The organism is Blautia sp. MSK17_66 (genome assembly GCF_020538025.1).
Taxonomy (GTDB): Bacteria; Bacillota; Clostridia; order Lachnospirales; family Lachnospiraceae; genus Blautia_A.
On record NZ_JAJBNQ010000004.1, the window covers coordinates 45,975 to 60,864 of the forward strand.

The 14,890-nt window shown below is 45.4% G+C and carries 13 protein-coding genes and 1 tRNA gene; 1 reads left to right on the forward strand and 13 read right to left on the reverse strand.

Going from position 1 to position 14,890, the window contains the following annotated elements:
• Positions 1 to 69: 69 nt before the first annotated feature.
• The 5 genes from LIR34_RS03230 to LIR34_RS03250 form a co-directional block, all read right to left on the reverse strand.
• Positions 70 to 735, reverse strand: a complete 666-nt coding sequence (locus tag LIR34_RS03230; protein WP_207718743.1) for a hypothetical protein — start codon at positions 733 to 735, stop codon at positions 70 to 72.
• A 60-nt stretch (positions 736 to 795) separates the two neighbouring features.
• Positions 796 to 2,823, reverse strand: a complete 2,028-nt coding sequence (locus LIR34_RS03235) for a signal peptidase I (protein ID WP_173901908.1) — start codon at positions 2,821 to 2,823, stop codon at positions 796 to 798.
• Between the two features lie 131 nt (positions 2,824 to 2,954).
• Positions 2,955 to 3,674 carry a hypothetical protein gene (locus LIR34_RS03240; RefSeq protein WP_173901907.1) on the reverse strand — a complete coding sequence of 240 codons (720 nt, stop codon included), beginning with the start codon at positions 3,672 to 3,674 and terminating at the stop codon, positions 2,955 to 2,957.
• Between the two features lie 61 nt (positions 3,675 to 3,735).
• Complete coding sequence (locus LIR34_RS03245) at positions 3,736 to 4,371, reverse strand: signal peptidase I (RefSeq protein WP_173901906.1); 636 nt, start codon at positions 4,369 to 4,371, stop codon at positions 3,736 to 3,738.
• A gap of 98 nt (positions 4,372 to 4,469) precedes the next feature.
• On the reverse strand, positions 4,470 to 5,210 hold the full coding sequence (locus tag LIR34_RS03250; RefSeq protein ID WP_192925977.1) for a DUF3825 domain-containing protein: 741 nt from the start codon (positions 5,208 to 5,210) through the stop codon (positions 4,470 to 4,472).
• A 310-nt stretch (positions 5,211 to 5,520) separates the two neighbouring features.
• Between LIR34_RS03250 and LIR34_RS03255 the strand changes: the two genes are divergently transcribed.
• Positions 5,521 to 6,390 carry a homocysteine S-methyltransferase family protein gene (locus tag LIR34_RS03255; protein ID WP_161284553.1) on the forward strand — a complete coding sequence of 290 codons (870 nt, stop codon included), beginning with the start codon at positions 5,521 to 5,523 and terminating at the stop codon, positions 6,388 to 6,390.
• Between the two features lie 89 nt (positions 6,391 to 6,479).
• Here the strand turns inward: LIR34_RS03255 and LIR34_RS03260 are convergent, their stop codons facing one another.
• The 8 genes from LIR34_RS03260 to LIR34_RS03295 all read right to left on the reverse strand — a co-directional run bounded on the left by LIR34_RS03260 (position 6,480) and on the right by LIR34_RS03295 (position 14,821).
• The gene (locus tag LIR34_RS03260; protein ID WP_173901905.1) at positions 6,480 to 7,619 is read right to left on the reverse strand and encodes a DUF362 domain-containing protein; all 1,140 of its coding nucleotides are present in this window, start codon (positions 7,617 to 7,619) and stop codon (positions 6,480 to 6,482) included.
• The gene (gene ptsP, locus LIR34_RS03265) at positions 7,612 to 9,243 is read right to left on the reverse strand and encodes a phosphoenolpyruvate--protein phosphotransferase (protein ID WP_173901904.1); all 1,632 of its coding nucleotides are present in this window, start codon (positions 9,241 to 9,243) and stop codon (positions 7,612 to 7,614) included. Before ptsP ends, LIR34_RS03260 begins: the two co-directional genes overlap by 8 nt.
• A 21-nt stretch (positions 9,244 to 9,264) precedes the next feature.
• Entirely contained in the window at positions 9,265 to 10,299 is a 1,035-nt protein-coding gene (locus LIR34_RS03270; protein WP_173901903.1) for a polyamine ABC transporter substrate-binding protein, read from the reverse strand.
• A gap of 140 nt (positions 10,300 to 10,439) precedes the next feature.
• A complete protein-coding gene (locus tag LIR34_RS03275) occupies positions 10,440 to 11,231 on the reverse strand; it encodes an ABC transporter permease (protein WP_161284556.1) in 792 nt (263 codons plus the stop codon).
• Positions 11,228 to 12,082, reverse strand: a complete 855-nt coding sequence (locus LIR34_RS03280; protein ID WP_161284557.1) for an ABC transporter permease — start codon at positions 12,080 to 12,082, stop codon at positions 11,228 to 11,230. The genes LIR34_RS03275 and LIR34_RS03280 overlap by 4 nt, the downstream gene beginning before the upstream one ends.
• Complete coding sequence (locus LIR34_RS03285; protein WP_173901902.1) at positions 12,079 to 13,170, reverse strand: ABC transporter ATP-binding protein; 1,092 nt, start codon at positions 13,168 to 13,170, stop codon at positions 12,079 to 12,081. The genes LIR34_RS03280 and LIR34_RS03285 overlap by 4 nt, the downstream gene beginning before the upstream one ends.
• Positions 13,171 to 13,172: 2 nt before the next feature.
• Positions 13,173 to 14,504 (reverse strand): amidohydrolase, encoded by a 1,332-nt coding sequence (locus tag LIR34_RS03290; RefSeq protein WP_173901901.1) that lies wholly within the window; start codon positions 14,502 to 14,504, stop codon positions 13,173 to 13,175.
• A gap of 244 nt (positions 14,505 to 14,748) precedes the next feature.
• Positions 14,749 to 14,821, reverse strand: a tRNA-Thr gene (locus LIR34_RS03295).
• Positions 14,822 to 14,890: the final 69 nt, after the last annotated feature.

The following is a 14,890-nucleotide window of genomic DNA, read 5'->3' on the forward strand; positions in this document are numbered from 1 at the left end:
TTATAAATATTCTATATAAAATAGCAACTTTCTTTTTGTATCATAAAAACGTTCTGATTTCAATAGGTTTCAGAGGATTTCAGCATAATTTTTTGTATCCGCTTCCATTTCATTCTCTTCGGGTAATGGCTCACATTCCACCGGTTCCGTATCTTCCGAACTTTCACTCAGATCCTCCAGGTCAACCTCCTCCTGCTCTGCTTCTTCTCCAGATTCCGGAGTACTCTCCTGCGTAGTTTCAGGAAGGAGCGAATCTGTAAATTCTTCCTCCGACTGCCCCTTTCCATCGGCTTCCGGTGCACACAGCGGGCTGTCATCCGCGTTGACCTTTACTACTCCTGTCAGTGTCTTTGCGTATGCATTATCTGTCGACGCAGTAATCTTATATGTATGCCCTGCCTTCAGTCCACTGACCACAATTTCCACCGCATTTCGCTGCCCTTTTGTTATGGTTCCTGCTGCCGGGCTGACTGTAAGACTGCTTTTTTCATCTTTGTCTGTATCTCTCACTTCCACCACATAGTCAATATCCACTTCCGAATATCTCTCTTCATCCATATAGTTCATCAGAGTCAGAGTCACTGACGCCATTGCATCCTCTTTTACCGTCACCTGATGCATGCCACCATCCAGCAGATCACTGACAAAATAAAAATTCCTGGCATTTACTACACCTGTAAGTTCTGTCTGTCTTATATATTTTGCCGACACAGAAGAAATGGAAATCATGATCATACAAAAAACTGCCCAAAATATCTTTGTCCCTGTCATTTTTCATCCCCTTTCCTGTCTGTATCAATCAATCTGCTCTGTCTTTAGTGTGACAACAAAAGTCTCTGATCTTCCTGCATAATCTTCATTCCTCTCTGCCTGATTCTCACTCACCGGCCAGATAATTTCAAGAATATAGCCATGCACTTTCGGATCATCTGCCAGAATCGTATCGGAAGATACTTCGATTTTGTCTGCCAGGACTGAACCATCGCTTAACTGCTTTTGCTCTGTGTTTTCTGTTGTTTTGTATATTCTGAACACCAGTGGCAGATTCTTATCTCTGCTGGCTGCATAAATGGCATACCTGACTGCTGTCTCACTTTTATTTGTTACTTGAATTTCATACTCAACGGCTTCTCCCGGTGCTATGGAGATATTGGAAATTTCCTGCATAAGCGTCCCTGTCTCCGTCACTTCAAATTTCGCCGCGACCGCACCGTTTTTTTCCGATACCTGTGTCATGCATCTCGCAAAAATATCAGACGCTATCCAGCTAAACAGTACGCTTATCCAGAATAAAACGGCTAATATCTGTATGATTCTGTTATTTCGAAGTGTTTTTCTCTGACATTCTGCATGACCTATTTCCTGCCTGAGTATACGGATCTCTTCTCTGACAGCATTCAGTTCCTGTGCTTCCTCGTTTTTTCGCCGCTGCAAAAAATATTCGATCAGAAAAATTACCGTACAAAATAACAACATCCCTCTCAGTGTACAGACCATGCTCAGGACAGTTCCCAGACATGGGATCCACCCGATCACCACTCCCTGAATTTCGGACCTGTCAAATGCCGGATCAGGTGCATTGTTCGCGTCTCCCTGCGTTATGATCTGGTCCTTTCTGATCTCTGTGATACGATGTACTACCAGGCTGTTTCCGGATTGATATACCACAATGTCTCCTCTGTTTACCTTCTGCGTTTTTCTGACGATCAGAAGGCTCCCTCTGGAAAAAGTGGGTTCCATGCTTCCGGAAAGAACATTTGCCACACCAATACCAAACGGCATGGGCATCGGACTCCCCGAGACATCCTGCGCCTTCATAAAATATAGACTTATCCCCAGTATCAGCCAGAAAAGTCCCCGGGAAATTCTTCGCAAAATCCCGGAATTTATGCGGCGGCAGCTGACAACCACAGCCAGTATTCCTGATGCAGCAAGCATAATGAGCCAGCTTCCGGTTTGCGCACTGTCACCGGTCTTTGGTGCTTTCTTTAAGACACTGCCCGTATTCTTTGACCATGCCTGGACAAAATCCGCAGATTCTTCTGTGCCTGCCTCTTCTGCTGCAAGTGTATGTATCACTACTCTATAGGAAATTTCCTGATGTTCGTTCTTTTGCTCCGAAGATATGTTTCCCGTGCCGGCGGAAAAATCTCCATAGAGCGTATCCTGTTCATCTTTGCCCCGCTCAAATCTCCATCTCCAGTAAAGCGTGTACTCTGCATTTCTCCCCGGACAAAGCTTTCTTTTTTCACTTATCTTACTGAATTCTTCTGCGCTCAGCCATTTTCCTCTTCTGTCCATCCAGCCATTGCTTCCGGATATACGAAATTCCAGCGGAATCTCATAATTACTGAAATTACTGTCAGCCTCAAACCAGACTTTATACTGTACATTCCTTTTGCCTGAATTTTGCAGTGAAAATGTATAATCGCCCTCCGTCCCAGGTGCCACAGCCTTCTGGGTGTTCCTGCTCTGCACAGTTATTTCATTGCTCTTATTTCGGCAGGAAGTATGAAACAGTTCAATGGGAGTCTCCGTATTCCATACCTTCCGGTCATCCAAAACCTTAAACTCAAAAGTCTCTGCCTGCTTTTTGGTAAACTTTGCAGTTGTACTCTGCATGGCCATCGCTCTGTGTATATTCTGATCTGCACTCATAAGCCCCTTATAAAGGCTGATCTCACGATCACTGTGACAGATATGCAGCACGGACAGGACAGACACAGCTGTCACCGACACAAAAACAGACAACATAAGTATCAACCGACAAAGCCTGTGATTTTTGTAATTCCTTTTTTTCGCAGTAGAACTGTTCTTTGACATCTTCTTTTCTCCTTCTTCTGACCTTCCCAAAAAGCAGAGAGGATTCTGGTTTTTGGAAAAGTCAGAAAACGTCCCTGTCCTGCCACTGAACAAGGACGAAGTCTGGCTGATCGCAGTTATATGTATCTAGGTTAGTCAATCTGACTTACAGTTGTTTTAAGTGCTAACTCAATTTTTGAATCGTTACTCTCATCTGCATCTGCAGCCAATTTGCCAAGATATGTATCTTTTTCATCATCATTTTCAAATGCCCAATTCCAAGATGCATGAACATAACCATTTGTTCCTATTGTAGATAAATCCGTGTTAGGAGCGTAACTTTTTGAATATGCCTTAATAGCATTTTCTACAGTTGTTTTCAACTCAGCAACCGAATTAGCTGCATTTGTAACAGCAATTCCATTTATGTCCTTCATTCCTGTTAAACCATAAGTTTTGTCTCCTACCGTAATAACAATCGGGCAATATTCACTATTATCTTCCGCTTTCCAGCCCGTTAATGTTAAGGTTGGTTCATATTGAACTCTGACTGCAACTTCCGGTGTACCTGAAATAGTTGCATTAACCAACTCTCCCGTTGTTCCAGGTGCAACTACTGCATCACCAGTTTTACCACTTGTTACTACTGACTTTGCAATTGTCCCTATAACACTTGTATCATCTGTTTCATATTCATCTGCAAACATTGCTCCACTTTCCGTAATCACAACTCCAAATTTTGCAACTCTTGCTTCATCTTTACCAGTTACACTTGTCGTATACTTCGCCAACGTTCCGGACAGCACACTTGCTGTAAGTAATACAGCTACCCCCAGGGCGGCTGTGTTTCTCATCATTTTGTTTTTCTTCATTGCTATGTACTCCTTTCCAGTTTGTGTTATTTATATCCAGTTCCGTGTGGCACGTTCAGAACTAAATATGCTTTTCTTTCTCTGCCCGCAGAGTTTCCAGTTCGACCCTGAGGGCGTCTGCCGCTTTCTTTTCTGATCTTTCGTTTCTCCTGCGGCAGATCGTATCGCAGACAACCATCAAAAGGATCGGACAGATCACACAGAGTATCATTCCCTGTGTGGTCTGCAAAAACATGGCTGCACTGCCAAGTCCTGCAACTCTGTGCCGATAGATTCCTACCAGATTTTCTGCCGGAACAAGCGCCTGATCTTCTGTATTGTTGGCGTCACCCTTTGTCACCCAGGCAAGGTTTCCGTCTTCATCCTTCGTGATTTTTCGGACACGATGTGTTACTACACTCCTTCCATTGCCGGCCGGATCAAAGAACGCGATCACATCTCCTTCTCTGACCTTATCTGCCTCTCTGGTACGGCAGACGATCAGGTCTCCTGACTGGATCTGTGGATACATGGAATCTGTCAGGACGATCATCGGTATGATTCCACCGATTCCGGGCACTTTCTCCATATTTGTAAGGCTTTTGAAGATCAGGATACAATTCATACTCAGAATAAAAATCAAAATGCCGCTCAGAACAATGCCTGCTGCATTTCCAACCTTATGTATCACTGATCGCTTTTCTCTTTGTCTGTTCATTTGCTCATCTCCTGTTCTGTACGGATTCGATAGTATCTTGTCACTTCTGATTCAGATATAAAATACAGCTGTTTTTCATCCCTTCCGGGATATTACTATTACGGACACAGCCAGCTGCTGTGGATCTTGGCCAGCAGTCTCGCATTGTGATACGCCATCTTAAGGGTGAGGCAGGTTCGTCCGAGATATTTTTTGCCATCTTCTGTCTTGACGCAGGCAAGTGCCAGATCTGCTCTTGCCGGATCCTGCAGACAGACCGGAATGAGAAACTGAATATTATGATCATAATACTGGGGAATTGCGGTGCGATAATCCGCCTCCAGCATTCGTTTTGTCTGCCGGAGTGCACCGTCAAAGAGAGGTACTTTCATGACACTGTTCCTGATATTTTCCGGAAGACGCTGATTGTTTTCTGTCTCCTCAAAAATATGTTCATACTGGGGAATGATATCAAGTCCTGTATCAAAGATAAGTTCTGAAGGGTCCTGTACATACTCTGCTCTCTTTGGCAGACTGTCAATCCCCGATTTCAAAAGATAATACTCTGTATAAAATCCTTCCAGAAACCATCTCTGCCTGTCCGGCACCTGATTTGGTATAAAATATACATAGACGGGCTGATAGTATCGATTAAATAATCCTGTATTGAAAATCGCATAATTCTCTGTTTCCAGTATTTTTCCTTCTTCATAAACCCTCTGAAAAGTATGTTCCAGATAGCCCTTGAGGATACCGTTGTCTTCTGTGCCGCCAAAACTCCATTTCTCCGGAACGATCCTGGAGAGATTCTGTATCTGCCGATTATAATTTCCGCAGTACGTATAATCGAATAGATTCATGCTGCCTCCTTATGAAATTGTATTGTTATGATTCTGATACTGATTGGTTTCTCACTACACACAAAAATGAGAATCCCTTTATATATAATATTTATTTGGGAAATTTACCGGCAGAACTGCCGGACAAAGATTATAATAAAAAAATAGCACAGACCAGCCAAAACGGCAACCTGTTTTCATCTACAAATATCGACATTTGCAGATACCCATGTTATAATAAAAAACTGAAATAAGCACTTCCGACGGAAATGCGGAGCTTGCCAGGTAAGTTGCTTATACATTTTATTTTTTCATCAAGGAGGCAACCAACATGACAAAAGAACAATTCCGTAAACTGACCGAAAACATCCTTCTTCTCGATGGTGCCACAGGTTCCAATCTTATGGCAAGCGGAATGCCCAGAGGAATCTGCACGGAAACCTGGGTGATCGAACACAAGGAGATCTTTCAGGAACTTCAACGTGCCTATATCGCAGCAGGAAGCCAGGTTATTTATGCTCCGACTTTCGGGGGCAACCGTATCAATCTTGCCAAGCACGGGCTGACGGACCGGATTGAAGAGATCAACCGCACACTGGTCGGATATTCCAGAGAACTTGCCGGAGACGGGGTCTATGTAGCCGGGGACATCACAACTTCCGGTTCTTTTATCACCGCTGACGGCGACTATACTTACGATGACGCTTTCAAAATGTATCAGGAACAGGTTAAGATCCTCGCAGATGCCGGCATCGATCTGATCGCGGCCGAAACTATGATCAATATCGAAGAGACCCTCGCAGCTGTAGATGCTGCAAATTCTGTATGCGACCTTCCGATCATGTGTACTATGACTGTTGAAGCGGATGGAAGTATCTTCAGCGGCGGCAATGCTATCGAAGCGGCAGTTTCGCTTGAGGCAGCCGGTGCAGACGCCGTTGGTATCAACTGCTCTGTCGGACCGGATCAGCTTGTATCCGTTGTAAGAAGTATTAAGGAAAATGTCTCTATTCCTGTCATTGCCAAACCAAATGCAGGCATGCCGACGATTGATGATAAGGGAAATGCCGTGTACAGCATGAATCCAGAGGATTTCGCTTCCTACATGAAGATCCTGATCGAAAACGGTGCGTCCGTTGTCGGAGGATGCTGCGGTACTACCCCTGCATTTATCAGAGCACTGCATGATTCCATAAGATAATATCGACAAAAAGTCCCCTGCACAGACTGCGGATTCCTTTTCGCAGCCCATACAGGGGACATTTTTTTATAAGATATATACTGAAAATCTTATTTTACATGAATTGCCTTCTCCGGGCACATTTCCTGACAGCAGAAACACCGGATACATTTTTTGTAATCATAGACCGGCGGATTTTCCCTTCCGTTTCTGAAATTCACAGCCTTTTCCGGAACCGGACAGCTTTTGACACAGATGCCGCAGCGGATACATTTATCTGGCTGGATATATGGTTTTTTCTGAAAAATATTCAGAGCCTTTGCGAGACGCTCCCACATACCGGACCGTGCCACTCTCCTGTCCACATCAAAATATGGATTGCCATACTGGGCAGTCGCATTTCCCATGGTGATCGGACCATTCGGTGTGAGAATCTCAATCTCTTCTTCCTTCCATGTTCCAAGTCCCATTTTTTCTCCGTGATAGTTTGTCGGCACCATCTCCGGCTTCAGATGGATCAGGTGACAGAATACACTGTCCAGTGCCACCGGATCCTGCGACATCAGCATTACATTCATCGGTGCCGGTTCGCCGGAGCCCGGTCCATTGCCCTCCATCGCAACAATTCCATCCATAATATACAGACGCGGCTTCACATACTGGTTCAGATCTACCAACATCCTGGCAAAACTGTCTGCACTCGGATACAGGGTATGTCCTTTTGCCTTGTGAAATCCATAAACAAATCCATAACTGTTCTTAACTGCACCTGTAATGCGTTCCAGAGCATGCGTCTTCATTTTGCACAGTGAAATCACACAGTCCCTGTCCAGAAGCTCCTTAGGAAGAACAAACTCCTTCGCCTGGATTCCCTTCGGGTTCTCCACATGAATCCCCTTTGTATAATCAATTGCCGGAATATCAAACTTCTCCAGATAAGTGTCCATTCCTGTTCCATGGATCACCTTACTGGTCGTTCCGTTTCCGCAGGAATCTGCCAGTACGATATCCTGATATCCCTTTTCCCTCATCAGTCTGGCAAACATACCAACGACGGTCGGATGTGTGATGACTGCCTTGTCCACTTCTGCTTTCTTAAGAAGATTCGGTTTCAGCAAAATTGACTCATTTTTATCTATAATACCTTCAATTCCACCCAGAAGCTCCAGACCGAGTTCCAGACTCTCATAAACGAGTTCTTCCCTGTAGGAATTACAGGGAAGAAGAATTACTTTGCTTTTTTTATTCATAGTTACCCTCTCCGAGATCTGTTGCACGGATCGCCTTTCGGACCGGAAGGATACACGCCGGTACAACAGACAGGAAATCAACGCCCATTCGGAGGAAGGTTTCTGTCAGTTCCGTATCTGCTGCAATTTCTCCACAGATTCCCGCCTGACGGTTTTCCTGATGGGCAGCTTCCACCACCATTTTGATCATACGCAGGACTGCCGGATGATGATCGTTATATTTATCCTTGAGCAGCGGATTCTGTCGATCCATGGCAAGTGTATACTGTGTCAGATCATTTGTTCCGATGCTTAAGAAATTTACTCTCCTTGCAAGTTCCCGGCTGATCATAACTGCCGCCGGTGTCTCGATCATGATCCCTGTGCGGATGTCACGATAAGGAATCCCCTTCTCATCAAGTCCTTCCTTAACCTCACGGATGATCTCCTCGATCTGATCCATCTCCTCCTCCGAATCAATCATCGGATACATCATCGCAAGATTTCCATAGGCACTGGCACGATAGATTGCACGAAGCTGTGCCTTAAACATTCTCTTACGGTCCAGACAGAGACGGATACCTCTGTTTCCCATGATCGGATTTGTTTCTGATGGAATATCCAGATAAGAAGCCTGCTTATCAGCCCCCAGATCGGCTGTACGGATTACTGCCATACGCTCGCCCATTGTCTCTGCCAGCTTCTTATACGCATGAAAAAGTTCATTCTCTCTTGGATAATTTTCTCTTCCAAGGTACTGAAACTCACTTCGAAGAAGTCCGATACCCGACGCTCCGTAAAAAAGAACGCTGCTCAGATCACTCATGTTGCCGATGTTGGCATACAGGCCAATCTTTCTGCCGTCTTTTGTCTCATCCTTCTGGCTCTTGAGTTTGAGAAGTTCTTCTCTTTCTTTTCTGTCTGCCTCCAGACGGATCTCATATTCCCGCTTGATCTCTGCATCCGGATCCAGGTACAAAGTTCCCGTATAACCATCTACGATCGCGGTCATGCCATCCCACTCATCATCCGGTGCAATATCCACCAGAGTCGGGATCTCCATGGTCTTCGTCATGATAGAGGCGTGTGAGACAGCTGAGCCATGATGCATGACAACCCCGAGAAGCTTCTCTTTGTCCATCTCCATGATCTCTGTCGGTGAAAGTGCCTCCGCAACAAGGATCACCGGTTCTTCTCCCAGGTTTATGCGAATTGCCGCACCTCCAAGAATCTGGATCAAACGATTCGAAATCTCCTGCATATCTGAAATTCTCTTACGGATCACTGGTTCCTCCAGATTGCGGAAGGTCTCCACCAGTTCATCACGGTTTGTCATAACTGCATAAGCAGCATTGACTTTTTCATTGGCAATGCTGCTCTCGATTGCTCTCTGAAAACTTTCGGAGTCCAGAAGCTTTGCCTGGTCAAGGAAAGCTCTGGCCTCCTGCTCATTCAGAGATTTATTGGTTTCGTACAGCTCTCTGAGTTTACTGACTGCCTGTTCTCTGGCTTTCTGGAAATCATCGATTTCTTTCTTGATATTGCTGACCAGACATTGGCGTATCTGATATTCTCCTCTGCTGTAATATAAAATTTTACCGATGGCAATTCCCGAAAAGGTAGCGACACCTTTGTAGATTTCCATCCTGCTTCCCCCTTGTTTTTATCAGTTGCAGGCAGCCTTGAATTCTGTCCAGTTCTTATTGTAGGCTTCATCTGCCTCTGCACTGATGTTTTCTACTGCTGATCCCTCTGTGACAGAATCCGGGACAACAAGGTCCTGATTCTCAAGCAGGGAATCTGCTGCTTTGTTTGTGCAGTAATATCCGATGTAGTCGAAACATTTTGCTGCGTTTTCCGGCTGAAGAATGTAGTCCATGAACTGATATGCCTCATCCTTGTCCGGTGCCTGGCTTGGGATAAACATACCCATAACGCCAAATCCAAGTCCCTCTTCCGGATAAACAACCTTGAGATCCGGATTCTCCTGAAGGGCTGTTGTTACCTGAGATGTATAAAGGAAGGCAACACTAGCTTCCCCATTAAGAAGCGCATCCTGTGTATTGTCATCCTGAATCAGACGCACGTTTGGTGCTAACTCCAGAAGCTTCTCCCCTGTTTTGGCGATATCATCTGTATTCTGGTCATTAAAGTCCTGGCCAAGAGCAAGATTTGTGATACCGTTGAGCACACGGTAATTGGCAGTCAGGGCAATGCTGTCCTCTAAAGAGGCATCCCAGAGGTCATTATAGCCTTTGATATCGATGTCCACCAGCTCCGGATCGTAAACGATCAGCGGAATGCCTGCACCGTATGGTGCTGTATATTCATCGTTCGGGTCATAAAACTGTCCCTGATAAAGCGGATTGATGTTTTTCCAGCCTGTCAGCTTAGATGTGTCAAGCTTCTCTACCAGACCTTCCTCGATTGCTGTCTGGATGATATAATCGTCTGCTACAATAACATCATAATCTCCGCCCTTTGCCATGGAAAGCTTCTCCAGCATGTTTTCATCTGTATCAAAATTGGAATAGACAACCTTGATACCTGTTTCTTCTTCAAAGCCGTCCAGAACTTCCTGTGGGAACATATTCTCCCATGTGTAAAGTACAAGTTCTTTGGAGTCATCTGCCGAGACAGAAACTGCCAGTGTCGGAACCACAAGTGCCGCACATAATGCACATACCACTAATTTCTTCATAATTTTTCTCCTCTTCTTGTCTTTCATGTTACTGTCCACTTTGTTCGCAGTAACATTAGCTGTAAACAGTTACTCATTATTTACTTTAAACCTCAGACAGGTTTAGTATAGCTTACTTTTGTTGCATTGAAAAGAGTTTCTTAATTATTTTTCTGATTTCTTCCGGTAATTTTCCCAATTGCTGTATAAATAAGCAGAATCAGGATCGTTACTGCCAGCATGATCGTACAGAGTGCATTGACCTCCGGCGTAACACCGGTCTTTATCTGTGTGTACACCTTGATTGGCAGGGTGGACAGTCTCGGACCATTGATAAAAATACTGATGACCACATCATCCATGGACATTGCAAATGCCAGAAGTGAACCTGACATTACCGCCGGCATGATGAGCGGAAGGATGATATCCCAGAAGGCCCTGAAAGGTCCCGCTCCAAGATCTCTGGCTGCCTCCTCAAGAGACGGATCCATTCCCGCCAGACGCGCCTTTACTTCCATAAGAATATATGGTACACAGAACACTGTATGCCCGATCAGCAGTGTCAGCATGCCGAACGGCAGATTCAGCATATAAAAAAATGCCATCATAACCATACCGAGGATGATCTCAGGGATCATCAGCGGCAGGATAGAAATATATTCCAGAGCTCCCTTTGTCTTCCAGTGAATCCTGGAAAGTCCCACTGCCCCAAGAGTTCCAATCACAGCTGATACCAGACAACTGACCACACCCAGGAACAAACTGTTTCCAAGTGCCTCGATCATGGCACTGTCTGAAAAAAGCTGCTGATACCATTTCAGCGAAAAGCCGGTAAAACGTACCGGAAGTTTTGATTCATTAAACGAGAATACGATGACAACTGCGATCGGCAGATACATCAGTACAAAAATCAGTCCAAGGTAAAACCCGGAGAGTTTTGAATTTTTTTTCATCCCACACCCTCCAATTCTTTTGCATTTGTAATTTTACGGTAAAGCATGATCATCAGTGTCGTCAGGATCATGAGGACCACCGCAAGAGCTGCTGCAAACGGCCAGTTACTTCCTCTTGTCATCTGTTCCTGGATCAGACTTCCCACAAGTACGATCTTATTTCCGCCCAGAATGTCTGCGATGAAAAACAGTCCCATGGACGGAACAAACGTCAGGATCACACCGGACAGCAGACCCGGAAGTGTCAGTTTAAAAGAGACTGTCCAGAACGCCTTAAACGGCTTTGCCCCAAGATCTCTGGCTGCCTCGACTAGTGACCAGTCCAGCTTCTCCGCACTGGAATATACAGAGAGGATCATAAACGGAAGCAGCACATAGGTCATACCGATCACGATCGCCGGATAGCTGTAGAGAATCCGAAGCGGCTTGTCGATCAGTCCCAGACTTTTGAGTGCATGGTTCAGAAGTCCCTTTGTCTGAAGGATGATCATCCATCCATAAAGCCGGATCAGGGAATTCACCCAAAATGGCAGCATCAGAAAGATCATCGCACGTTTTTTCCATTTATCGGAAAGCTTTGCCATAAAATATCCAAACGGATATCCGATCAGACAGATGAACAGTGTACTGGTCAGTGCCAGCTTAAAGGAACCCGTAAATGTCTGCATATAAACAGGATCCAGTATCTTTTTATAATTTTCCAGAGTAAAGATCCACTCCACTCCATGTCCGGCCTTTGGCTGTGCAAAGCTTAAAGCCACCATATAAAGCAGCGGACCTGCCACAAAGATGATCGTAAAAATATACAGCGGCAGGATCATCCAGACAGCGCCGGATTTCTTTTTCTTCATGATTCTGCCCCGCTTTCTTTTTCAACATCTACCAGGACTGCATTTTCTGGTTCAAAGAAACAGGTCACATTCTGTCCCGGCTGCACACTGGCGTCAATACCATACCTGCTCGCGATCACTTCTGTCCCATCCGTAAGTTTCAATACAACCCGGAGAAGCCCTCCTGCAAAGCTCTTTTCGACAACTTCTGCCAAAAGTCCCCTCTGACAGCTCTCATCCAGAACAATATTCTCACTGCGGACTGCCAGTGTGACAGGAGCAGCCTTCGCAGGGGTATTTCCATCTGCTGCCGCCAGCACACTGCCTCCTGCAAGACTTACCCGCACCTTATCCCCTTCCAGCTCTTCAGCCTTTCCCTTAAGGATATTTGCATTTCCCACAAAGGTAGCCACATAACTGGTTTTGGGATGGTTATAGATTTCATCCGGAGAACCAATCTGCTCAAAGGTTCCATGATTCATAACGGCGATACGGTCAGACATATTGATCGCTTCTTCCTGATCATGAGTGATATAGATAAAGGTGATCCCAAGCTTCTTCTGCAGTTTCTTAAGTTCAAGCTGCATGGTGCGGCGAAGCTGGAGATCCAGTGCCCCGAGAGGTTCATCGAGAAGAAGAACCTTCGGATTATTGATCAGGGATCTGGCAATTGCTACTCGCTGCCTCTGTCCTCCGGAGAGCTCGGATGGTTTCCTCTTCTCATAACCCGGAAGCTGCACCAGTTCCAGCATCTGTGATACCCGCTTCTTGATTTCTGCTTTCGGGACTTTCCTGAGTTTCAGTCCGTAGCCGATATTATCTGCAACTGTCATATGCGGAAACAGTGCATAATTCTGAAATACCGTATTTACATCTCTCGCCTCTGGCGGAAGAGCGGTCACATCCCTGCCATCCAGAAACACCTGACCGGAATCCGGCATTTCCAACCCTGCAATAATACGAAGAGTTGTTGTCTTGCCGCATCCGGAAGAACCCAGAAGTGTGACGAATTCTCCCTTTCCAATAGAAAGGCTGATTTCCTTCAGAACGGTTTCATCCTTAGAAAAGGACTTCCTGATATTTTTTAATTCCAAACATGTATCTGCCATTTTTATTCTGTCTTTCCTCCTGATGTTTTATTTTTGTCTGTCTGCTGCCGGATATAGTCTGTATAGCTTTCTCTGTCAAAGACAGGGGTAAAGTCCTGACATATCTTCCCTGCCTCTTCTCCGCCATTTCTGAGAAGCTTATATACAGTCAGTGCAAGCAGCTTAGCCGGAAGGATATATGCCTTTTCCGGGTCCGTGATCCTGAAATCCGCTCCATGAAGTCGTCCCTCAAATCCCTTAAAGGTAAAATTCACGACCGGAAACAGATGACTTAAATCTCCCACGTCCGTACAGGCATTGTTAAAATCGCCCCTCTGCACCGTGCGATAGGTAAGCTTCAGATCGTCTGCTGCTTCCATAAGTGCTGCATCTGCTGTTCGCGGAAGGATCGGCATATACCCCTGAAGGATTTCTCTCTCGATTCTGCCGCCAAACGCATAGGCTGCTCCGTCATAAGCGCGGTTGACCATATCCGTGATCTCCTCCAGCTTCCCAAGCGAGGCTGCCCTCACCTTCGTTTCTATCACAGCCTCATCCGGCACACTGTTGATGACATCACCGGCCTTACGGATCACATTGTGAAGACGCACATGATCTTCCTCGCGAAAAGTCTCCCGCATCAGCCCCATCATCTGGATCGCACTTGTCGTAATGCTCAGGGCATTCACTCCATTCCACGGATCAATGGCTCCATGTGCCGCTTTACCCCGGACAGTAACACGTTCGGCACTGTAACCGTTGCACGCCGGATTTCCCAGGTAAAAATCCTCCTCAACAGGAACCATATGAACATGTGTCGTGAGTACGATATCCGTATCATCAAAAACACCCGTTCGAATCATTTCGCTCTTGCCGCAGCAGAATTCTGTTCCTTCTTTCTGAAGACGGACACGTTTATCTGCATCAATATATTCCTCAGCAGGAACTGCAAGAAAAGAAAGGCTTCCGCCAAGCTCTTTCTGGATTTCTGTATCTGCCAGTGCCGCTGCACAGCCTATCATTGCTGCCATCTGTGCGTGATGCCCACAGGCATGTGCCACACCGGTGACAGGATCCGACACAGGATGTGTCTTACAGCCGATTGCATCCATCTCTCCGATGATCGTCAGATGCGGGCCTTCTGCAGGATGACTGTCACCACGTACACCAGTCCGTGCAAGATGCTCCGTCACCTCATATCCCAGCTGTCTGAGACACTCTGCTGTTTTTTGTGCTGTCCGTATCTCTTCAAATCCCGGTTCCGGATGTGACGCGATATCTTCTGCAAAATTTATGATCTGCTCTCTGTATGCATCAATTCTCTGAAGAATCTTTTCTTCTGTTTTATCTAACATTTGTTTAACATCCTCTCTTGATATCCTCTATATCCATCAAAATCTGTACGGCTTTCTCAGGTATAGAGCATGGATCAAAAGCCTTCACTTTCATAAGTTAATACGTTATAAAAGCAACAAACCTTTATCCCCTTATGATAACATAAATTTTCAGCAATGCAAGCACTGAAAAATCACAAAAAAACCGCCGGATAACGCAAAAATCCGGATACTCTGTTCAAAGTATCCGGATTCAATAATGGTAAGCTGGAAATGAGACTCGAACTCACGACCCCTTCATTACGAGTGAAGTGCTCTACCGACTGAGCTATTCCAGCCTGTGCCTGAAACACAACCATTATTATACCTGATTTTTCAGAAAAATCAAGAACTAATTTTAATTTTTA